At 64.4% G+C, this 21,031-nt stretch carries 23 protein-coding genes; 17 read left to right on the plus strand and 6 right to left on the minus strand.

The features are described from left to right. Nucleotides 1-27: 27 nt before the first annotated feature. Nucleotides 28-441 carry a hypothetical protein gene (locus tag JHD67_RS14775; protein ID WP_199099990.1) on the minus strand — a complete coding sequence of 138 codons (414 nt, stop codon included), beginning with the start codon at nucleotides 439-441 and terminating at the stop codon, nucleotides 28-30. A gap of 205 nt (nucleotides 442-646) precedes the next feature. Between JHD67_RS14775 and JHD67_RS14780 the strand changes: the two genes are divergently transcribed. Further along, complete coding sequence (locus tag JHD67_RS14780) at nucleotides 647-1,882, plus strand: crosslink repair DNA glycosylase YcaQ family protein (RefSeq protein WP_233171914.1); 1,236 nt, start codon at nucleotides 647-649, stop codon at nucleotides 1,880-1,882. Here the strand turns inward: JHD67_RS14780 and JHD67_RS14785 are convergent. Then, a complete protein-coding gene (locus tag JHD67_RS14785; protein ID WP_199099991.1) occupies nucleotides 1,879-2,334 on the minus strand; it encodes a hypothetical protein in 456 nt (151 codons plus the stop codon). The two genes, JHD67_RS14780 and JHD67_RS14785, sit on opposite strands and share 4 nt — an antisense overlap. Before the next feature lie 362 nt (nucleotides 2,335-2,696). Here JHD67_RS14785 and JHD67_RS14790 point away from each other — a divergent pair, with 362 nt between their 5' ends. From JHD67_RS14790 to JHD67_RS14815, 6 genes are all read left to right on the plus strand, one after another. Beyond that, nucleotides 2,697-2,906: a cold-shock protein gene (locus tag JHD67_RS14790; RefSeq protein WP_038616297.1), complete on the plus strand. Its 210-nt coding sequence runs from the start codon at nucleotides 2,697-2,699 to the stop codon at nucleotides 2,904-2,906. A 283-nt stretch (nucleotides 2,907-3,189) separates the two neighbouring features. After that, nucleotides 3,190-3,399 (plus strand): cold-shock protein, encoded by a 210-nt coding sequence (locus JHD67_RS14795; protein WP_019465668.1) that lies wholly within the window; start codon nucleotides 3,190-3,192, stop codon nucleotides 3,397-3,399. 138 nt (nucleotides 3,400-3,537) lie between these two features. Then, complete coding sequence (locus tag JHD67_RS14800; RefSeq protein WP_233171915.1) at nucleotides 3,538-4,416, plus strand: alpha/beta fold hydrolase; 879 nt, start codon at nucleotides 3,538-3,540, stop codon at nucleotides 4,414-4,416. A 54-nt stretch (nucleotides 4,417-4,470) separates the two neighbouring features. Next, nucleotides 4,471-5,529 (plus strand): NADH:flavin oxidoreductase/NADH oxidase, encoded by a 1,059-nt coding sequence (locus JHD67_RS14805; RefSeq protein ID WP_199099993.1) that lies wholly within the window; start codon nucleotides 4,471-4,473, stop codon nucleotides 5,527-5,529. Between the two features lie 30 nt (nucleotides 5,530-5,559). After that, nucleotides 5,560-6,432: a pirin family protein gene (locus tag JHD67_RS14810; protein ID WP_199099994.1), complete on the plus strand. Its 873-nt coding sequence runs from the start codon at nucleotides 5,560-5,562 to the stop codon at nucleotides 6,430-6,432. Nucleotides 6,433-6,533: 101 nt separating this feature from the next. After that, entirely contained in the window at nucleotides 6,534-6,836 is a 303-nt protein-coding gene (locus JHD67_RS14815; RefSeq protein ID WP_199099995.1) for a DUF962 domain-containing protein, read from the plus strand. A 54-nt stretch (nucleotides 6,837-6,890) separates the two neighbouring features. On the opposite strand, the gene JHD67_RS14820 is transcribed toward JHD67_RS14815, so the two are convergent. Further along, nucleotides 6,891-7,283, minus strand: a complete 393-nt coding sequence (locus JHD67_RS14820) for a cytochrome c (protein WP_199099996.1) — start codon at nucleotides 7,281-7,283, stop codon at nucleotides 6,891-6,893. Nucleotides 7,284-7,405: 122 nt separating this feature from the next. On the opposite strand from JHD67_RS14820, the gene JHD67_RS14825 reads away from it, so the two are divergent. After that, the gene (locus JHD67_RS14825; RefSeq protein ID WP_233171919.1) at nucleotides 7,406-8,245 is read left to right on the plus strand and encodes a tRNA threonylcarbamoyladenosine dehydratase; all 840 of its coding nucleotides are present in this window, start codon (nucleotides 7,406-7,408) and stop codon (nucleotides 8,243-8,245) included. A 66-nt stretch (nucleotides 8,246-8,311) separates the two neighbouring features. Here the strand turns inward: JHD67_RS14825 and phbB are convergent, their stop codons facing one another. Both phbB and gluQRS read right to left on the minus strand, forming a co-directional pair. After that, nucleotides 8,312-9,052, minus strand: a complete 741-nt coding sequence (gene phbB, locus JHD67_RS14830; RefSeq protein ID WP_199099997.1) for an acetoacetyl-CoA reductase — start codon at nucleotides 9,050-9,052, stop codon at nucleotides 8,312-8,314. Nucleotides 9,053-9,208: 156 nt separating this feature from the next. Next, entirely contained in the window at nucleotides 9,209-10,069 is an 861-nt protein-coding gene (gluQRS, locus tag JHD67_RS14835; RefSeq protein WP_199099998.1) for a tRNA glutamyl-Q(34) synthetase GluQRS, read from the minus strand. Between the two features lie 193 nt (nucleotides 10,070-10,262). On the opposite strand from gluQRS, the gene htpX reads away from it, so the two are divergent. The 7 genes from htpX (at nucleotide 10,263) to JHD67_RS14870 (ending at nucleotide 16,051) form a co-directional block, all read left to right on the plus strand. Next, nucleotides 10,263-11,162, plus strand: a complete 900-nt coding sequence (gene htpX, locus JHD67_RS14840; protein WP_199099999.1) for a protease HtpX — start codon at nucleotides 10,263-10,265, stop codon at nucleotides 11,160-11,162. Nucleotides 11,163-11,265: 103 nt separating this feature from the next. Further along, nucleotides 11,266-13,137: a molecular chaperone HtpG gene (gene htpG / locus JHD67_RS14845; protein WP_199100000.1), complete on the plus strand. Its 1,872-nt coding sequence runs from the start codon at nucleotides 11,266-11,268 to the stop codon at nucleotides 13,135-13,137. A gap of 87 nt (nucleotides 13,138-13,224) precedes the next feature. After that, nucleotides 13,225-14,127 (plus strand): AEC family transporter, encoded by a 903-nt coding sequence (locus JHD67_RS14850; protein WP_199100001.1) that lies wholly within the window; start codon nucleotides 13,225-13,227, stop codon nucleotides 14,125-14,127. An 11-nt stretch (nucleotides 14,128-14,138) separates the two neighbouring features. Next, nucleotides 14,139-14,501: a nuclear transport factor 2 family protein gene (locus tag JHD67_RS14855; protein ID WP_199100002.1), complete on the plus strand. Its 363-nt coding sequence runs from the start codon at nucleotides 14,139-14,141 to the stop codon at nucleotides 14,499-14,501. A gap of 15 nt (nucleotides 14,502-14,516) precedes the next feature. After that, nucleotides 14,517-14,915 carry an RNA-binding S4 domain-containing protein gene (locus JHD67_RS14860; RefSeq protein ID WP_199100003.1) on the plus strand — a complete coding sequence of 133 codons (399 nt, stop codon included), beginning with the start codon at nucleotides 14,517-14,519 and terminating at the stop codon, nucleotides 14,913-14,915. A gap of 103 nt (nucleotides 14,916-15,018) precedes the next feature. Then, complete coding sequence (locus tag JHD67_RS14865; protein ID WP_199100004.1) at nucleotides 15,019-15,597, plus strand: response regulator; 579 nt, start codon at nucleotides 15,019-15,021, stop codon at nucleotides 15,595-15,597. A gap of 202 nt (nucleotides 15,598-15,799) precedes the next feature. Further along, nucleotides 15,800-16,051 carry a hypothetical protein gene (locus tag JHD67_RS14870; protein ID WP_199100005.1) on the plus strand — a complete coding sequence of 84 codons (252 nt, stop codon included), beginning with the start codon at nucleotides 15,800-15,802 and terminating at the stop codon, nucleotides 16,049-16,051. A gap of 45 nt (nucleotides 16,052-16,096) precedes the next feature. Here JHD67_RS14870 and mutS read toward each other — a convergent pair whose 3' ends face one another. Beyond that, complete coding sequence (gene mutS / locus JHD67_RS14875; RefSeq protein WP_199100006.1) at nucleotides 16,097-18,676, minus strand: DNA mismatch repair protein MutS; 2,580 nt, start codon at nucleotides 18,674-18,676, stop codon at nucleotides 16,097-16,099. Nucleotides 18,677-19,064: 388 nt separating this feature from the next. Between mutS and JHD67_RS14880 the strand changes: the two genes are divergently transcribed. Together JHD67_RS14880 and JHD67_RS14885 are read left to right on the plus strand one after the other, a co-directional pair. Continuing rightward, complete coding sequence (locus JHD67_RS14880; protein WP_233171916.1) at nucleotides 19,065-20,435, plus strand: TolC family protein; 1,371 nt, start codon at nucleotides 19,065-19,067, stop codon at nucleotides 20,433-20,435. Between the two features lie 2 nt (nucleotides 20,436-20,437). Next, the coding region (locus tag JHD67_RS14885) for a biotin/lipoyl-binding protein (protein ID WP_199100007.1) at nucleotides 20,438-21,031 on the plus strand (594 nt) is incomplete at its 3' end.

Raw genomic sequence — 21,031 nt, forward strand, 5'->3', positions numbered from 1 at the left:
GAGGCGGCCCGCTTCGGTTGCTTCGTGCTATTTCTTGTTCAGCCAGTCTTCGTACTGGCGCTTGCTGATGTGTCCGGTATGTCCCTTGTCGACATAGTTGAAGTCGTTGGCCAGCAAGGGATATGCCGAAGCCTGGTCTTCGGTGATAAAGCGACCGCCGCCGGAGAGCTGTTCAAAGCTCGGCGCAGGGCCCGGATTCACCGGAGGCACCACCGAGTTGATGGTGACCTGGCCTTGCGCCGCGTTGAATTGTGCGCTGGCCTGCGCATTGCCATCGGCCGATGACATGGGTGCCGGTGGCGGAGGTGGCATGGGCGCCGCTGGCGCGGGAGGCGGTGGCGGCGGTGAAGGCGGCATCGATTGATCCTGTGCCATCAATGTGCCAGCCATCAGCATCGAGCCGGCCGTGATCAGACTAAGAAGTGGCTTGCGTGATTTCATCGTCGTAACTCCATGCCAGAATGCGTGGCTCGTGGACGGATGTGCGCGACCAAGTACCTCAAGGCGATAGTGCACGGACGGGTGCTGTGTCGCGCCGGGTTCAACGCTAACAAAGGCCGCCTAAACGGCATGACAATAGAGGCATCGCGAGCGCGTGAAAGCATCGTTATCGTTGTCGAACCCTTCATGCGCTCCTGCGGCGGCCTTGTCTCTTTCGCAAGCTCAGTGCTTGCATCTGGCCGCGCAAGGCTTGTTGCGTCGACCGCGCGCACGCGCACGCAAAGACGACGTGGTTGCCGCCATCGAGCGCATGCGCCTGTTGCAGATAGATAGCATTCACGTCATCGCGCGCAGTCCCTACATGGTGTTGCATTCGCGTCTTGGCGATTACGCGCCGGCGTGGCTTGATGAAGCATTGGAGGCCGGGCGCGTTGCCGAATGCTGGGCGCATGAGGCCTGCTTCGTGCCCGCGGCAGACTACCCGTTGCATCAGGCCTGGGGTAGTCAGCGTGGGCTGCACTGGGCATACAAAAACGCCGCACGCATGCACGCGGAGCATCGCCAGGACATGGATGCGTTGCTGGAGCGCATTCGTACGGATGGCGCTGCACGTGCCGCGGATTTCGAAAGCGCCCAGCGTGGCGCCGGTGGCTGGTGGTCATGGAAGCCGGAGAAGCGTTGGCTGGAAGCGTGGTTCGCGCTGGGCGAGTTGATGGTCACGCGGCGCGAGCGCTTTCAGCGCGTCTACGATCTCGCCGAACGCGTGTTGGCCAAGCTCGATCCACCGTGGACGGGCACACCGCTGTCGAGGTCACACGAGGATTTGCGTCAGCGCTTCATTCTGGACAGCGTGCGTGCGCTCGGTGTGACCCAGGCGCGCTGGATTGCGGACTACTATCGTCTGAAGCCGGCGGTGACCGACCGCGAACTCGCACCGCTGGTTGCCTCCGGTGCGTTGTTGCAGGTGAACGTGGCCGACTGGGCCGTGCCGGCCTACGTGCATCCCGACCACGCGGAGTTACTGGCGCACGCAGCCCAAGGCAAGCTGCGCGCCACGCATACCACCTTGTTGTCGCCATTCGATCCGGTGGTATGGGATCGCACACGGGTGCAAGCGTTGTTTGGCTTCGAATACACCATTGAGTGCTACGTGCCGGCATCCAAGCGTCGTTACGGTTACTACGTGCTACCCATCCTGCACCGAGGACGGTTGATCGGCCGCCTGGATGCCAAGGCACATCGTCGCGAGGGCGTGTTTGAGATCAAGGCGCTGTTCCTTGAGCCGGGTGTAGTGCCCGGTGACCGGCTGCTGCAGGAACTGGCACACGCCGCGCTGGCCTGCGCGCGTTGGCACGGCACGCCCACGCTTCGCCTGGGACGGAGCCGCCCGGCGGGTATCGCCGCCGGGCTGCGAGCCGCGTGGCGTGCGGCAAACGGTTAGCGCGAGCCCGCGGTGCCCGCGCTGGCGGGGTTGATCGGTCCGCACGACTTGCCGTGCAGAGCGGTTTTCAGCTGTTGGGCGAGTGACGTGCAGCGAGCGCCTAATTGCGGGCGCGTGGCGGGGTCTTGCGAGTCGCGCAACAGGCCATCGCGCATGTCTTGGTAATGCGTGGAAATTTGATCGGGCGCGTAAATGCCTGCGGCGCGATGGCAGGCGACATAGCTGGCCAGATAATCGTCGCAGGATGGAATGCCGGTATTTTCTGGCAGTGCCTTGCCGGCGCTCTTGGGTGCCGCGACTGTCTTGGATTTCGTATTGCTGACAGTGGCGGTGGCACTGGTATTGGCGTGTGATGCAGCGCTGGAGGAGGTCGGCGTGGTGGAGCAGCCCGCCAGGCTGAAGCCGCCCGCCAAGAGGGCAAGCAGGGCAAGGCGATAATGGTTCGTAAACATGGGGCGTCTCCTTAAGTAGTCATGGCGGGTTGGATGCTCCGGGCCGAGTGCATTCGCAGGCGTGTGTCCCAGACCCGCAAGAGACGGATGTAAAGAGAAGCGAGGCGGAAAATCAAACGAAATCGCTCTTTCGGCAGTTGTGCGCCATTCAGCTTCACGCGCGGCGTGTATTCGCCTTGCGTCGATTGTCAGGCTATGATTGCTCCACTGTGTTTGCCGGGGTCACCAGAGTTTTGTGACCCGATGCCGCTGATCTCGATCTAGCCTCATCGCCTCACCCCTAGGGTTTCCTTGCACACCAGTAAGCCGGCCTTCGCATGTTGCGCAGGCTGAGTCTGTTTAAATCCTACGGAGTGATTTCCATGTCTGATCGTCAGATCGGTACCGTCAAGTGGTTCAACGATGCCAAGGGCTTCGGCTTCATCAGCCGTGACAATGGCCCGGATGTGTTCGTGCATTTCCGCGCGATCCAGGGCAACGGCTTCAAGAGCCTGCAGGAAGGCCAGAAGGTCTCCTTCAAGGTCGTGCAGGGCCAGAAGGGTCTGCAGGCTGACGAAGTGATCCCGCAGTAAAAAAGCGTTTTCATTAACGCAATTAAAGCCAGGCATTACCGCCTGGCTTTTTTTATGGGTGAAAAATGGGCAAATGTCGTTGAAATGTGAAAATGATTTGGCCCATTCACTTGTATAAAAGAAATCCGTTATGCTGGATTCACTGTGGTTGCTCGGTCACGTGCGTGCCCGGTGCGAGACCTGGAAAGGTCCACATCGCTTCAGCCGATCCCTGCATGCCCAGTAAGCCGTCGGCCAAAGGGGAGGCTGACTTGTCTCAGCATCGAGCAGATCGGAGTGAGTCATGTCGGATCGTGAAGTTGGCACTGTGAAATGGTTCAACGACGCTAAAGGGTTCGGCTTTATCAGCCGCGAGAGCGGCCCGGACGTCTTTGTGCATTTTCGGGCTATTAGCGGATCGGGTTTCCGCAGCCTGAAAGAAGGTCAGAAGGTGAGCTTCAAGGTCGTACAGGGGCAGAAGGGGCTCCAGGCCGATGAAGTGGCTCCGGCTTAAGCGAGTCGCCTCTCCAAAACCGAAGAAAAGGCCGGCGCAAGCCGGCCTTTTTCGTTCACGGGCTTTTTCGCAGCGTGTGGATTAGTTAGCCTGCGATGCTTTCCCACCAAGCGCGCATGGATGGTTGTGCCTACCTCGATGGAATCCACGCTTCCGCCGCCTGAAGCCTTGCCCGCAACGTCTGCCGATGGCGCGACCGCCGAAGTGTTTTTGCAACGCCCTGCGGGCGAGGTGCGCGAACTGGTGTATTGGCTCCCCGCACTGGGTGTGTCGGCACGGCAATACCTTGCGCTGGCCCATGCTTTGGCGCAGCACGGTGTGGCCGTGGCCATTCATGAGTGGCGTGGCATTGGTTCAAGCAATCGCCGCGCGAGTCGCCGCGATAACTGGGGCTACCGCGAGGTGTTGCAGTACGACTTGCCGGCGGGGGTGAGCGCCGTGCGGGCCCGCGTGCCGCAGGCGCGCTACTGGTTCGGTGGTCATAGCCTGGGTGCGCAGATGGCCTCGATGTATGCGGCGCTGCATCCGCATGAGGTGTCCGGTTTGCTGGTGGTCGCGAGCGGCTCGCCGTTCTGGCGTCGTTTTCGGTATGCGCGTCTGATCTGGCTCGCTTATGTGATCGCGCCCTGGTTGGCGCGCGTGGTGGGTTACCTGCCCGGGCGACGGATCGGTTTTGGCGGCAACGAGGCGCGCGGCCTGATTGCCGATTGGGCGCGCAGCGGTCGCAGCGGGCGCTACGCGGCCGCCGGCATGCCGGATGATGTCGAGCAATGTCTGCGTGCCTTGCAGGTGCCCTTGCTCGCGCTGCGGATGCAGGACGACTGGTTGGGACCTCAGGCATCGCTGGAATGGTTGCTCGGCAAGATGCCGCTCAACACCATCCGGCTGGATGTGATGACAGAGGCGGATCTGGACGGCTGCCGGGCCGATCATTTCACCTGGATGAAGCATCCGGAGCCCGTGGCTCGTCGCATCGCGGCGATGCTTGGTGCGTCATCCGCGGTCGGGGTGCCTTGAAGTGGGGCCATGGCGACGGCATGTGAGGCGGATATCTCCTTCGGACCTGACCCCATGAAGCTCTTCACGCCGCTCGCCCAGCGCAGTCTTTCCCTTCGCAATCGCCTGGTGATTGCGCCGATGTGCCAGTACTCAGCGACTGACGGTTTGCCCGATGACTGGCACCTCGTGCACCTGGGCAGCCGCGCGGTGGGCGGCGCGGCGCTGGTGATCGCGGAGGCCACGGCGGTCTCGGCGCAGGGTCGTATCTCGCCAGGCGACGTGGGTCTTTGGAACGACGCGCAATTGGCCGCATGGCAGCCGATCACCCGTTTCATCACGGGGCAAGGCGCTATCGCCGGCGTGCAGCTGGCACATGCCGGCCGCAAGGCAAGCACGCAGGCGCCGTGGCTGGGCGGTCATCCGCTGGCGGCCGATGCAGGCGCATGGCAAACGGTAGCGCCCTCGGCCGTGCCCTTCGATGCCCACTGGTCTACGCCGCAGGCACTCGACACGGCCGCCATTGCGCATGTGGTGGCGGATTTCCGCGCTGCGGCGGTGCGCGCGCTGGCGGCGGGCTTCCAGTTGATCGAACTGCATGCCGCACATGGCTATCTGTTGCATCAGTTCCTGTCGCCGCTGAGCAATCAGCGCACCGACGAATACGGCGGCAGCTTCGAGAATCGCACGCGCCTGGTGCGCGAGGTGATCGCGGCGGTACGCGAAGTGTGGCCGGAGTCGTTGCCGTTGTGGCTGCGCATTTCCGCTACCGACTGGAGCGAGGGCGGCTGGGACATCGAGCAAAGCGTGCGTCTCGCGCAGGAGGTCAAGTCGCTGGGCATCGACCTGATCGATACCAGCAGCGGCGGCCTGGTGCCGCATGTCAAGATTCCGGTCGCGCCGGGTTATCAGGTGCCGTTCGCCGCGCGCATTCGTCGCGAAGCAGATGTGGCGACTGGCGCGGTGGGTCTTATCACCGAATCCACGCACGCGGCGCGCATCATCGACGAAGGCAGTGCCGATGTGGTGTTGATTGCGCGTGAGAGCCTGCGCGATCCGTATTTTCCGCGTCGCGCGGCGCAGGAATTGGGTGTGTCGATCACGGCGCCCCTGCAATATCAGCGCGCCTGGTAAGGCGGGCTCGGGCAACTCAAGGAGACACGGATGGAACAGCAACCCATGTTGATCGATGGTCGCGTGCACGACCTGGGCGATGGCTTCAACGTACGGCGGCTGCTGCCGGTGCTGCAGGCCCGGCATGTGGGCCCGTTCGTGTTCTTTGACTACATGGGGCCGGTCACCTTTCTTCAGGACAAAGGCATGGATGTGCGGCCGCATCCGCACATTGGGCTGGCCACGGTGACCTGGCTGTTCGAAGGCGTGATTCGTCATCGCGATAGCCTGGGCAGCATCGCCGATATCCGTCCCGGTGAGGTCAACTGGATGACCTCCGGTCGCGGCATCGTGCATTCCGAACGCACGCCGCCAGAGGCGCGCGGTGGTGGCATGCGCGCACACGGCATCCAGGTATGGGTGGCGTTGCCGCAAAAGGACGCCGAGATGGCGCCGGAATTCCATCATCACGGCGCGGATGAGCTGCCGCGTATCGAACTTCCCGGCGCCAAGCTGGTGTTGATCGCCGGTACCGCGTACGGTAAGGCGTCGCCGGTGAAGGTGTTCGCCCCGATGTTCTTCATCGAGGCAACCCTGGAAGCCGGTGCCGAACTGCCGTGGACACCCGAACACAGCGAGCGTGGTGTGTGCGTGGTGGACGGTGAGGTGGAGTGGGACGGCGTAAGCGTGCGGCCGATGCAGGCGGCGGTGCAGGCGGGCCCGGATTCGCCGCCCTTGCGCGCGCGGGTGGATAGCCGCGTGATGCTGTTCGGCGGCGCGCCGCTGGATGGTGAGCGCCACCTGTGGTGGAACTTTGTAGCGAGCACTCGCGAACGCATTGAGCAAGCCAAGGCTGATTGGGCGGCTCAACGCATGGGCAAGGTGATTGGTGACGAAGAGGAATTCATTCCTTTGCCGGGTTGAGTGCAAGCGGTTAGCAGGCTCGTGTTGCATGCTGCATCCGCGGCATGCAACACGGGCGTGATCGCATTACGCTGGAGCCCTAGCCTTTGGGGGTGAAGGTCATGTCAGGTTTCGCCAGCTTTCGCGAGTTCTATCCGTTCTACTTGAACGAACACAGCGACATCCAATGTCGCCGCATGCATTTCATCGGTAGCACCCTGGTGCTGGCGGTGATCGCCACCGCGCTGCTCACGGGCAATGGCTGGTGGCTGCTGTTGGCGCCGGTCGCAGGCTACGGCTTTGCGTGGATCGGGCACTTTGTGTTCGAGAAGAACCGCCCGGCCACGTTCACCCATCCGCTGTACAGCCTGCTGGGCGACTGGGTGATGTACTGGCAGATACTGCGCGGGAAGGTGCGGATCTAGCACCGCCCTGCATCCGGCGTTGCCCGTCGATCCGGCTGAGGCGTGCGGCTTCGCTCAGCGGTATTGCTGATGGCAGGACTGGCAGGTTTCCCCGATCGGCTTGAATGCGCTTGCCAGTGCGGCGCAGTCGGCGGGGGCCGCCTTCAACGCGGCTTCCGTCGTGGCTTGCAGCTTGGCGATTTCGTCCAGAAAGGGTTGGTCGACACCGCCCGGGAAGGCGTCCTTGATGTCGGCCGAGGTCTGCAAAAGCCGCGTGAGGTGTTGCTGCGTCTGGGCGGCATCGCATTGGCGATTCTTCATCGACTGGCTGAGCGCCCCCGCATGGTGGGCCATCACCGCCATCACCGCATGCGACATGGGCTGCTGCTGACGCTGGGCGTTCAGGCCGACCACGGTGCCGATCACCCCGATGACCAGGCCGAGCACGATCAGGAGGGCAGCACGCATGCGATGGGTCCCTTGGCGAGGTAAGGAGCGGGCAAGCATACCCTGCGCTCCGGGTGCTTCGCTGCGGGCCCGGCAAGCTCGGGCTAAAATGGCCGGAGTTCAAGCTGTTGGAAGATGTCGTGATGCAAGCTGAGGGTTCGGTCGAAGTGGCTGTGGAGCAGCCGCAAGGCGAGGTGGCGCCAGCATTTCCGCGCGAGCGCTTTGCGGGCGTGGAGCGCCTGTACGGCCTGGGCAGCGTGGATAAGCTGGCGTGCAGTCACGTCTGCGTGATCGGCATCGGCGGCGTCGGCTCGTGGGCGGCCGAGGCCTTGGCGCGCAGCGGGGTGGGGCGTCTGACCCTGATCGACGCGGATGAGATTTGCGTATCCAACACCAACCGCCAGTTGCATGCGCTGGATGGCGAGTACGGCAAGTCCAAGGTGGCGGTGATCACCAAGCGACTGAAGGCGATCAATCCCGCGATCGAGATCGACGCGATCGAGCGCTTCCTCACCACCTCCACGCTGGACGAGCTGCTGGATCGTGGCTACGACGTGGTGCTGGATGCCTGCGATGCGTTCCGTGTGAAGCTGGAAGCCATCGCCTGGTGTCGCCGCCGCAAGCTGCCGGTGGTGTCGGTGGGTTCAGCCGGTGGCCGCACCGACTCCACGCAGATTCGCGTACGCGATCTGTCGCGCACCGAGCACGATGCGATGTTCAGCCTGATCCGCAAGAAGCTCCGCCAGGATTTCGGTTTTCCACGTAACCCCGGTCGCTATTTCGGCGTATCGGCGGTGTATTCGTTGCAGAACGTGCAATACCCCCAGCCCGACGGCAGCGTGTGCGGCACGCGGCCACCGGTGGCCAACGGAACGGAAGCCCTGAATCTCGCCTGCGGCGGCGGCCTGGGCGCGGCCACGCACGTCACGGGGGCTTTCGCCTTTGCGGCGGTGGGCAAGGTGATAGAGAAGCTGTTGGGTTGAGCGAGCGCGACGGCGCGATGGTCATCCCGGCCGCTGCCGGGATGACGTCGTCGAACGGCAGGGCGTTTACCAGCCCATGTAGTGGCCGCCATTGATGGACAGGTTGGCCCCGGTGATCCAGGCGGCTTCCTCGCCCGTGAGGAAGGCCACCGCGTGGGCAATTTCCTCCGGCTTGCCGAGGCGGCCTACCGGAATCTGCGCGACGATCTTCTCGCGCACGTCGTCCGGCACCGCCATCACCATGTCGGTCGCCACATAGCCTGGCGATACCGTATTCACGGTAATGCCGAACTTGGCGTTTTCCTGCGCCAGCGAAATGGTGAAACCGTGCATGCCCGCCTTGGCGGCGGCGTAGTTGGCCTGGCCGTACTGACCCTTCTGGCCGTTGATCGAGCTGATCTGCACGATACGGCCCCACTTGCGCGCCCGCATGTGCTCGATGACCGGGCGGGTCACGTTGAAGCAGGCGTTGAGGTTGGTGTTCACCACTTCCATCCACTGCGGATAGCTCATCTTGTGGAAGGTGGTGTCGCGGGTGATGCCCGCGTTGTTGACCAGAATCTCTACCGGCCCCAGGCCGGCTTCGATGATGCGCACCATGGCCTCGCAGGAATCGGGATCTTTGACGTCGCCCGGCACGAGCATCACCTCGATGCCTTCCTTCGCCATCAATTCCTTCACTGCTTCCGCTTTGGCCTGGTCGCGATAGTTCGTGGCGACCCGATGTCCCTGTCGCGCGAGGTAACGGATGATCGCCGTGCCGATACCACCCGTGCCGCCAGTGACCAATGCCGTGCGCTGCGTCATGCCTTTTCTCCGAAAGATGCCGATGCTCTGAAACCCGGATCGTGCGTCGCGGGCGACGTCATGTCTAGCACGTCCAGCATGGCAAAACGCCTACGCCGGACCTGCGTTGTCGCGTCGCCACGCGAAACCGCGCGATCAGCGCATCGTTATAGCGGGTTACGCGGCCATCCGTTCGCTGCAGCGCGGCAAAAGTGCGGGATCGAACACCGCCAGGGCCTCCGCCAACAAGGCCTGTGGCGTCGTGGCGTGGGTTGTCACAGGGAGATCGAGAAAGTGCAGCGCCCGGCGCAAGGCCGGCAGGGGATCGGTGGGGTCCACCGGCCGTGCCTGCTCGGACTTGGACAGCTTGCGCCCGTTGGCGTCCAGCGCCAGCGGCAGGTGCAGGTAACCGGGCTCGGGCAGGCCCAGGCAGCGTTGCAGGTAGATCTGCCGGGCGGTGGAGTCGAGCAGGTCGTTGCCACGCACCACCTGGGTGATGCCCTGAAAGGCGTCGTCCACGACGCAGGCCAACTGGTAGGCGTAATAGCCCTCCACCCGGCGTATCACGAAGTCGCCCGCCGTGAGGCGCAGGTTCTGCGTCTGCGGGCCTTGCAGGGCATCGTCGAAGCGGATCTCCCGATCGGGTACGTGCAAGCGCCAGGCCGGCACGCGATCAGGTGCGGGGGGCGCCAGGCATTGGCCGTCCAGGTGCAGGCCGCCCGCCAGGTCGTTGCGGCTGCACCAGCAAGGAAACACCTGGCCGTTCGCCTTCAATTGCTCAAAAGCGTCGTCGTAGGCGGCGATGCGGGACGACTGGAACAGCGGCCGCGCATCCGCTGTCAGGCCAAAGGCTGGCAGGGCAGCGAGAATGCTCTCGGCGGAGCCGGGCATTTCGCGCGGCGGATCGATGTCCTCCACGCGCACCAGCCACGTCCCGCCCGCATGCCGCGCGCACAGCCAGCTACCCACCGCCGCCACGAGGGAGCCGAAATGCAGGTGACCGGTCGGCGATGGGGCGAAACGTCCGCGGTAAGTCATCGGCGCATTCTACGAAGGTTGGGCCGCAGGAGGCAGGCAGCGCCTCGCCCTGGAGGCTGACGCGCGGCTAAAGCTCACGTTGCCGATGGCCGCTGTCGCGTCTTCCAGCCCTTGAAACCGCAAGGTTTCGCCACGATGCTCTCCTGGCGGCGAAAGTCGCGTATCCCTTTTCATGACTGCCCGAGAGACAGCCATGCGTCGCATCGCATTGTTCCTGCTTACCAATATCGCCGTTCTGTTCCTGCTGAGCATCGTCTGCCACCTGTTTGGCGTCGATCAGTGGGCCGCCGCCCGTGGTTACGGCGGTATGGGAGGCCTGCTTATCTATGCCGCCGTGTTCGGCATGGGGGGTGCCTTCATCTCGCTGGCCATGTCCAAGTGGACCGCCAAGATGTCCACCGGCGCCCGGGTGATCGAACAACCCCAGAACGAAGCCGAGCGCTGGTTGCTCGACACCGTTCGCCACCACGCCCAGAACGCTGGCATCGGCATGCCCGAAGTGGCCATTTACGACGCGCCCGAAATGAACGCGTTCGCCACCGGCATGACCAAGAACAGTTCACTGGTGGCGGTAAGCACCGGCCTGCTGCAGCAGATGGACCGCGAGCAAGTGTCGGCCGTGCTCGGCCACGAGATCGGCCACGTCGCCAACGGCGACATGGTCACCCTGACCCTGATCCAGGGTGTGGTGAATACCCTGGTGATCGTGGCCGCCCGCGTGGTCGGTCGCCTGGTCGACAGCTGGTTGTCGGGCGGTCGTGACGACCGTGGCGGCAGCGGCATCGGTTATTTTGTGTCGGTGATGGTGTTGCAACTGGTGTTCGGCTTGTTCGCCTCGATGATCGTGATGGCGTTCTCGCGCTGGCGCGAGTTTCGCGCGGATGCCGCCGGCGCCAAGCTGGCCGGTCGCGGCGCGATGATCTCCGCCCTGCAGCGCCTGCAGGTGCAGCATGGCGAGAGCACGCTGCCGCAGACCATCGCTGCGTTCGGCATCTCCGGCCATCTGGCCACGGGCCTCAAGCGCCTGTTCATGAGCCATCCGCCGCTGGAAGAGCGTATTGCCGCGTTGCAGAACGCGTCGGCGCACGCGTAATTTCACTCGCTCTCCGCTGGAGAGCGAGTAACTTGCGGGGCCGATTCGTCGGCCCCTTTGTTTGTCCCATCCTTTTGCCTGACCTTTGCATGAGTCTTTCCGTATGACGAACTCCGCGCCCGAAACCCGTAAATTCGAAGCCGAAGTCGCCCAGGTGTTGCACCTGGTCACGCACTCGCTGTATTCGCACAAGGAAATTTTCCTGCGCGAACTTATCTCCAACGCCTCCGACGCCTGCGACAAGCTGCGTTTCGAGTCGCTCGCCAAGCCCGAGCTGCTTTCCGGCGACGGTGAGCTGCACATCGACGTGAGCTGGGACGACAAGGCCCGCACCATCACCGTGCGCGATAACGGCATTGGCATGAGCCGTGACGAAGTGGTGGCCAACATCGGCACCATCGCCAGCTCGGGCACGCGCCGCTTCCTGGAAGCCATGAGCGCCGAGCAGAAGACCGACGCGCGCCTGATCGGCCAGTTCGGCGTGGGCTTCTATTCGGCCTTTGTCGTGGCCGAGCGCGTCACCGTGCTCAGCCGTCGTGCCGACCTCCCGGAAGGCGAGGGCGTGCGTTGGGAAAGCGATGGCAAGGGCGAATACAGCCTGGCCCAGGTCGATCTGCCCGAGCGCGGCACGGCCGTGATCCTGCACCTGAAGGCCGACGAGGACGAGTTCCTCAAGGGCTGGGAACTGCGCTCGCTGATCCGCAAGTATTCCGATCACGTGGCGTTCCCGATCCGTTGCCCCAAGGACAAGGACGGTGCGCCCACCGACGAATGGGAAACCGTCAACGACGCATCGGCGCTGTGGGCCAAGCCGCGCAACGAGATTTCCGACGAGGATTACCAGAGCTTCTACAAGTCGCTCGGGCATGACTTCAACGATGCACTGGCCTGGACGCATAACCGCGTGGAAGGCAGCCAGAGTTTCACCACCTTGCTGTATATCCCCGAGCAGCCGCCGTTCGACCTGATGATGGGCGGTCGCGACGAGCGCAAGGGGCTTAAGCTGTACATCAAGCGCGTCTTCATCATGGACGCCGCCGAAGAGCTGCTGCCCAACTACCTGCGCTTCGTGCGCGGCGTGGTGGATTCGGACGACCTGCCGCTCAACGTGAGCCGCGAGATCCTGCAGCACAATCGTCAGCTCGAGCGCATTCGCGCGGCCTGCATCAAGCGCGTGCTCGACCTGCTGGAGAAGCTGGCGCGCGATGAGCCCGAAAAGTTCGCCACCTTCTACAAGGCCTTCGGTAACACGCTGAAGGAAGGCATTGCCGAAGACGCCGCCAATCGAGAGCGCATCGCCAAGCTGCTGCGCTTTGCCTCCACCAAGGGTGAGGGCGCCCAGCAAACCGTATCGCTCGATGACTACGTGGGCCGTATGGCCGTGGGGCAGGACACCATTTGGTACATCACCGCCGATGGTTATGCGGCGGCCGTGGGTAGCCCGCAGTTGGAAGCCTTCAAGGCCAAGGGCATCGAAGTGCTGTTGATGTTCGACCGCATCGACGAATGGATGCTCAACAGCTTGCAGGAATATGCCGGCAAAAAACTGCGCAACGTGGCCAAGGGCGAGCTGCCGCTGGATGAGGCAGACAAGAAGCAGCAAGAGGAGGCCACCAAGGCCGCCGAGCCGCTGCTGGCCAAACTCAAGGAGTTGCTGGGCGATCGCGTGAGTGATGTGCGCGTGTCGGCGCGGCTGACCGATTCGCCGTCCTGCCTGGCGTTGTCGGACTACGAAATGGCACCGCATCTGGCGCGTCTGCTGCGCGAAGCGGGCCACGACATGCCCGATAGCAAGCCGACGCTGGAGATCAACCCGCAGCATCCGTTGCTGCAGCGCGTGCAGAACGAGAGCGACCCGGCCAAGGCTGCCGATCTCGCCAGCTTGCTGTTGGAGCAGGCCGAAATCACGGCCGGCGCCCAGCTGCCGGACCCGGCGGCCTTCGTGCAGCGTTTGAATCGCCTGATCGTCGGCTAAGCCAGGCGTAGCCAGTCCGGCGACTCGACCGGACAGGCCCATCGAGAACGGCCGCTATACTGCGGCCGTTCTTTTTATGGGGTGCCCATGAGCGCGTTGCTGTTGCTATTCACCTGCCTGCTGCTCGGCGCACTGGTGGCGCGCTTCGCCAAGCCGCCGTCGGGCATCGTGCATGGCATCAACTGGTGGGTCATCCGCATCGCCTTGCCGGCGCTGGTGCTGGCCTTGGTGCCCAAGGTGCGTATCGACACCCAGCTGTGGTTTCCGGTAGCCGCGATGTGGGTGGTGTTCTTCGGCGCCTGGGCGCTATTCGCCGCGCTGGGGCGCTGGCTGGGTTGGTCGCGCGAACGCATTGGTGCGCTTACCCTGGTGTGCGGCCTGGGCAACACCTCGTTCATGGGTTATCCCATGCTGCAGGCCTTGCACGGCAAGGAAGGGCTGGCGTTGGCCGTGGTCGCCGACCAGCTCGGCTGTTTTCCGTTGCTTTCATCCGCCGGCGTGGCAGTGGCGTCGCTGTATTCGGGCCGCGTGCCGCAGGCTGGGGTGATCGCCCGACGCATTCTCACCTTCCCGTCGTTTCTGGCGCTGATCGTGGGCGGCTTGGTGGGGGCCTTGGGCGGTTGGCCGGATGCGATCGACGGTGTGCTCATGCCCATCGGCGCCACGCTCACGCCACTGGCGCTGTTTTCGGTGGGCTTGCAGTTCAAATTCCATCTGGGCGAGCGACAGCTGCCGGCCTTGCTGTTGGGCCTGGGCTGGAAGCTGGCGCTGGCGCCCCTGGTGGCCTGGTTGATCGGGCGCGCGGCCGGGGTTGGCGGGCTCACGCTGACCGTGGGTGTATTGCAGGCGGCAATGGCCCCGATGATCTCCGCGGCCATCCTGGCCGATGAGCATAAGCTGGAGCCTACGCTGGCCAATACGATACTTGGAGCGGGCATCGTGCTGTCGCTGCTCACCATTCCGCTGGGCAATCTGCTGCTGGGCGGTTAGCAAGGAGCCGTATGGATCTGATTGCGCACCTGCTGGATCTGGAAACCCGGCTTCACCAGTGGCAGATTCGCGCCGACGAGCAAGCCCTGCGGCAACTCTTGGCCGAGGATTTCTTCGAGCTTGGTGTCTCGGGTGCGGTGTGGACACGCGAGGCGGTAATCGAAGCGCTCCGCGGCGAAGCGTTTTCGCCGCGCGAGGTGAGCGATTTCCGCGTTACTCGACTCGCCGATGGCGTGGCGCTGGCGACCTATCGGGTGCATCGTCATGCCACCCCGCAGCGGCCTGCCGCAGCATCCTTGCGAAGCTCGATCTGGTGTCATCGCGACGGCCGCTGGCAGATGCAGTTTCACCAGGGCACACCGCTGCCCGGTTGAGCCACAATAAGCCCCATGTCATCTCCGCAAGCTTCCCCTGCGGCGTCCGTGCGCGCCGACGTGTGGCTCTGGGCCGCCCGCTTCTTCAAGACCCGCAGCCTGGCTAAGCAGGCCATCGACGGCGGCAAGGTCCAGCTCAACGACGCCAGCTGCAAGCCGGCCAAGGCGGTATCGGTGGGCGATCGATTGCGCATCGGGCGGGGCGAGGAGCGCCTGGAAGTGGAAGTGCTGGGTTTGTCCGAGCAGCGTGGCCCGGCCCCGCAGGCCCAGGCGCTGTATCGCGAAAGCGAGGCCAGCCTTGCGGCGCGCGAGGCGGCGAAGGCTCAGCGCAAGCTTGTGGGCGCCATGGCCCCGCCGATGCGGCCGGACAAGCACGCACGTCGAGAATTGCGACGCCTTAAGGATTCCATGTGAGTCACGCATCGCAGAACCCGTAGCCGAACTGCGGGAGCATCAGCATCACGGACGGTTCGCGCGGGCGTGCGGATGTCCAACGATCTTGATGTGGGAGGTAGCGATGACGGGCATGGCATTCCTGAAGCGTTTGCTGGGTGGCGCGGTTCCGGGGGCCCATCCGGCGTGGCGCAAGACCACGCAAGGGGCGAAGGTGCTGGTGGTGGACGACTCCGCGACCATCCGCGCCGTGCTCGGTCGCATGCTGGAAGTGGATGGCTACCAGGTCATGCGCGCCGCCGATGGTGAGCGCGCGCTGGAGATGGCCCGCGCCGAATGCCCCGCGCTGATCTTTCTGGATATTGTGCTGCCGGGCATGAATGGCTTTGCGGTGCTGCGTGCGCTGCGCCACGACCCGCTGACCCAGCACGTGCCGATCGTGATGATCAGCGGCAACCAGCAGGCTACCGAGCAATTCTACGTGCAGCGCTTCGGGGCGGACGACTTCATCAGCAAGCCGTTCGGGCAAGCCGAGGTGGCGCGCAGCATCGACCGTCTGGTGGGCTTTGGGCGGTTGTCCGCGCGCGAACCGGCCAAGGTCGTATCGCTGCCGGTATCGGTGCCGGTGGAAACCATTCCTGCCTTGTTGGCCAATGCAACCGCCGAGCCCTCCGGCGAGAAGCGACCCGAACTGGCCGCTTGACCTGGCCGGTGGCGTGCATAGAAGGCGGCGTCCACGGGCGCCGCCTTTTTCATGGGTAAGAAACCCGCTCCGCATGGCGGCCACGTGATGTTCGTCGCGTGGGGCGGTTTGGATGGGATGCATCGCCGCCAACCTTCGTTCACGCGGGCAGAACATGGGCTTGCGGACGATCAGCGCTTCCCTGGAACGTATGGAGGCCACCGTGGCCGAATCGATCGAAGAAGGTGCGCTGGTGTTCGTCGCCGACGGCGAAGATGGCGTCGGTTCCGTGCGCCGTTTGTTGCCGGACGAGGATGCGTTGCTGGTCTACATCGAGAATGCCGGCGATTTCGTCATACCCGCGCGTGGTGTGAAAGCAGTGCATTCGGGCAAGGTCATCCTCGACCTGGATCACTTGTCCCGCCCCGTGCTGGAGGCGATCGGCAACGCCCGCCGCTCCGAGTATCCGCATTGACGTGCGCCCTCGCCCGCAATCCGGAAGAGGGCGCCATCGCTAACGTCAGGCCAGGGCCTTGAGGCGGTAGAGCGCTTCCAGCGCCTCGCGCGGGGAGAGCGCGTCCGGATCGATGCCCTCCAGCGCACGTTCCACCGCGGACGGCGCCGAGGCGAACAGGCCAAGCTGCGGCGATGCATCCTGCGTCGGCCTGGTGGTGGCGGTGGAGGCCTGCTGATACATGCCGCGTTCCAGCTCGGCCAGCGTGCGCCGCGCATCGGCGATCACGGCCTTGGGCAGGCCGGCCAGCGCGGCTACTTGCAGGCCGAAGCTGCGATTGGCCGGGCCTTCCTTGACCGCATGCATGAATACCAGTTGCTCGCCGTACTCCACTGCGTCCAGGTGCACATTGGCGATGGTGGCGTATTCGTTGGCCAGCTCGGTCAGCTCGAAGTAGTGCGTGGCAAACAGCGTGTACGACTGGCTGCTGGCCGCCAGATGCACGGCCGCGGCACGCGCCAGCGCCAGACCGTCGTAGGTACTGGTGCCGCGACCCACTTCGTCCATCAGCACCAGACTGTGTTCGGTGGCGTTGTGCAGGATGTTGGCGGTTTCGCTCATTTCCACCATGAAGGTGGATTGGCCGCGCGAGAGATCGTCGCCCGCGCCAATACGGGTGAACACGCGGTCGATCGGGCCAATCACCGCGCGCGAGGCGGGCACGTAGCTGCCGATATGCGCGAGCAGCACGATCAACGCGTTCTGTCGCATATAGGTCGACTTACCGCCCATGTTCGGGCCGGTAATCACCAGCATGCGGCGGCTGTTATCCAGCGCGAGGTCATTGGGCTCGAACGGTTCGTCGCGCACCTTCTCCACCACCGGGTGGCGGCCGCGTTCGATGGCGATGCCGGGCTCGTCGGTAAGTTCGGGCGCACTCCAGTCCAGCGACGAGGCACGCTCTGCCAAGGTGGCGAGCACATCGAGTTCCGCCATGGCCGAGGCGGCGCTTTTGAGGGGTTCGAGCTGGGCGGTGAGGGTGTCCAGCAGCGCTTCGTACAGGGCTCGCTCGCGCATCAGCGAGCGTTCCTTGGCCGAGAGCACCTTGTCTTCGAAGGTCTTCAGTTCTTCGGTGATGTAGCGCTCGGCGTTCTTGGTGGTCTGGCGACGCGTGTAATGCGTGGGCGCCTTGTCCGCCTGGCCCTTGCTGATTTCGATGTAGTAGCCGTGCACGCGGTTGTAGCCCACCTTGAGGGTGGCAATGCCGCTGGCGGCCTTTTCGCGCTCCTCCAGCTCGACCAGGTATTGGTCGGCGTGGGTCGAGAGACGGCGCAATTCATCCAGCTCGGCGTCGTAGCCATCGGCGATGACGCCGCCATCACGTTGCAGCACCGGTGGCTGCTCCACCACGGCGCGCGCGAGCAGGGCGGCGGTGTCCGCATGGTCGCCAATGCGCTCGACCAGCGCATGCAATAGCGGACTGTCCAGCGGTGCGATCAAGGTACGCAGCGTGGGCGCCGCGGCGAGGCCATCGCGCAGCGTGGAGAGATCGCGCGGGCGCGCGGAGCGCAACGCCACACGGGCAAGGATGCGTTCCAGGTCGCCAATGCCGCGCAACTGCTCGCGTAGCGGTTCGTACTGGCGATTGTCGATCAGCGTGCCGATTGCCTGGTGACGGCCGCGCAGCAACTCGCGCGAGCGCAACGGTCGATTGAGCCAGCGCCGCAGCAGGCGCGCACCCATCGGGGTGACGGATTCGTCCAGCACGCCGAGCAGGGTGTGTTCGGTGCGCCCGCTGGGGTGCGTGTCCAGTTCCAGGTTGCGGCGGGTGGCGGCGTCCAACGCGATGGTATCGCCGGCGCTTTCCACCGCCATGCCGGAAAGATGCGGCAGCGCGCTTTTCTGGGTTTCTTCGACGTAGCCGAGCAGGCAGCCCGCCGCGGCGATGGCGATCGGCATGCGGTCCACGCCGAAGCCACCCAGATCGCGGGTGCCGAAGAAGCGATTGAGCTCCCGCCGTGCGGCGTCGCCGTCGAAGTGCCACGGCGGACGCTTGCGCAGACCCGGCAGCGTGCTCACGAACTTGGGCCACGCCACGTCTTCGCCCACCAGTGTTTCGGCCGGCTGCAGGCGTGCCAGCTCCGCGGCCAGCGCTTCGGCGCTGGGCACTTCGCTGAGCAGGAAACGCCCACTCGCCAGATCCACCCAGGCCAGGCCGTAGGCGCCGTGCGCGCCGGCGCTGATGGCCATCAACAGATTGTCGCGGCGCTCTTCCAGCAGGGCGGCGTCGGTGACGGTACCCGGCGTGACGATGCGCACCACCTTGCGTTCCACCGGCCCCTTGGAGGTGGCCGGGTCGCCGATCTGCTCGCAGATCGCCACCGATTCGCCCAGGCGCACCAGACGGGCAAGGTAGTTCTCCAGTGCGTGATACGGCACACCGGCCATCGGAATGGGCTGGCCGGCGGACTGGCCGCGCTGGGTCAGCGTGATGTCCAGCAATCTCGCGGCCTTGCGGGCGTCGTCGTAGAACAACTCGTAGAAGTCGCCCATGCGGAAGAACAACAGCACGTCCGGATGCTCGGCCTTGGCGCCGAGGTACTGGCGCATCAATGGCGTGTGCTGGCTTGTCTCTAGTTCATTCATTTATCTTGTTTTTCTTGTGTGCGGTGGGCAGCCGTCGGCTATGCGCAGTCAGCGTCGTCACCACGTGGCAGCGGCTCAGACCGCCAGGGAAATATCCGATAAGCCGCTATTTTGCGTGTTTATGGAAGGGAACGCGAAGTGGGGCCGCGCCAAGTCGCCTCTCGCCTTCCCACGGCGGTTGGGCGATCCACGATGGGGTGGTGGCGACGAGGCCTTTCGCAAACGCGCTTGCCGGGTCAGGTGCCTCCAATGCCTGTCGTCCAGCGCGTGGGCGATGTAGGCAAACCCTGGCCCGTCTTCACGTTCCGCAGACCATCGGTTGCCGCAGCCTTGGCGGGTGAGTTCCAGAGCCGTAAGGCCGGACGGGATGGCGGGTGAGAGGGGAGCAATGGTCGATTTGAATCGGCGTTTCATGGTGTTGGCGGCGTGCGCCGTTGCCGCATGTTCCGTAGAGGCACAAACGTCGTCTTCGTTGCATCTTTCGCTGGAGGATGCCCGGCAGCGTTTGCTGGGTGTATCCGATGCCCTGGCGGCCGCGGACGCCAATGTGCGCGGCAAGCAAACCCTGTCGGAAGCCACCGGTCACCTGCGCCTGCCCGATATTTCGTTGGACGCCGGCTACCTGCAATTCCAGAAGACCCTGGAGCTGCCGTTGGGCTCGCTGGCGCCGGTGGCCCAGGCTTATGGCATTCCCAGCCCGCTGCGCTTTGAGGAGCGGGATTGGCGTTTTCGCCCGATGCTGACCGCCGTGTTGCCGCTGTATACCGGCGGCAAGATTCCTGCCGCTCAGGATGCCGCCGCCGCTGCGGCGCGACAGGCGAGCGCCGAGCGCAACCAGCAGGCCGACACGATCAGCACGCAACTCGTGCAGGCGTATTTTGGCGAGCAATTGGCGACCCAGGCCCTGGCGGTGCGCAAGGATGTACGCGACGGCCTCAATGGACACTTGGCCAACGCCGAGAAGCTGGAGCGCGAAGGTTTCGCCACCAAGGCCCAGCGTCTGCAGGCCACGGTGGCGCGGGACAGCGCCGAGCGGGAGTATCAGAAGGCCTCCAACGACCGCGATACCGCCACCATCACCCTGGCCCAGTTGCTGCGTTCGCAGTCGCCGGTCCATGCCACCACGCCGCTGTTCGTCATCCAGGCGCCCATGGATGCGCGGCAAGGCTATGTGGATTCAGCCTTGGCCAATCATCCGCAGATTGCTCGCCTGAAGGCGATGGGGGAGCAGGCGGCACAAGGCGTACGCGTGGCGCAGGCCGAGCTCAAGCCGCAGATTTTCCTGTTCGGTTCCTACGACCTGCATCGGCGCGACGCGTTGCTTTTCGATCCAGACTGGGTCTTCGGCATCGGGCTCAAGTACACCTTTCTCTCCGGCCGCGATCGACCGCGCCAGATCAGTGCCGCCCGCGATCAACAGGAGCAAGCCGAAGCCGGCCTGCGTGAGGCCGAGAACCAATTGGTGATCGGCGTGACGCGTGCCTGGAACGAGGTGGAAACCCAGCGCCAGCAGTATCTGCTGCTGGAAAGCTCGATCGCGCAAGCCAAGGAAAACCTGCGCCTGCAACAGCTGTCCTTCCGCGAAGGGCGAGCCACCTCACTGGACGTGATCGACGCCCAGATGGCGTTGGGTGGCGCCCAGCTGGAGCGCTTGCAGGCGGCCTATACCTACGATGTGGCGTTGGCCCAGTTGCTGGAAATCAGCGGGCAATCGGCGCGTTACGACGAATACGTCCGCCGTGCGGACAAGGTCTGGTGACTATGTCCGAATCGACATCTCATAACCCTTCGCCGCGCTCGGGCCACACTGCCGCACGCAAGTCTCCGTGGGGGCTTATTGCGCTCATCGTGGTGGTGATCATCGTGGCGGTCGGCATCTGGTTGGCTTTCCGCAAGCCGGCCGACCTGGTGCAGGGCATGGTGGATGCCGACAGCATCAACGTGGCCGCCAAGATCACCGCGCGCGTAGCCTCGCTGCATGTACACGAAGGTGACCGGGTAACGCCTGGACAGGTGTTGTTCGAACTGGACAGCCCCGAGGTCGCGGCCAAGCGCCAGCAGGCGGCATCCGTGTTGGCCGCCGCGCAAGCCACCGCGGAGAAGGCCAAGAATGGTCCGCGCTCGGAAGATGTGCGCGCATTGGAAGCCAACTGGAAGCGTGCGCAAGCCGCCAATAATCTCGCCCAGGCCACCTTTACCCGGCTCGACAACCTCTACAAGGAAGGTGTCGTCACGCGTCAGAACCGGGATGAAGCGCAGGCGCAGGCGCTCAGCGCCGCCGAGCAGCAAAAGGCCGCGCGGGCGCAGTACGACCAGGCGCTGGCCGGCACGCGCCCCGAGGACAAGGCGGCGGCC

It is taken from the genome of Dyella sp. ASV21 (assembly GCF_016428975.1).
Lineage (GTDB): Bacteria > Pseudomonadota > Gammaproteobacteria > Xanthomonadales > Rhodanobacteraceae > Dyella.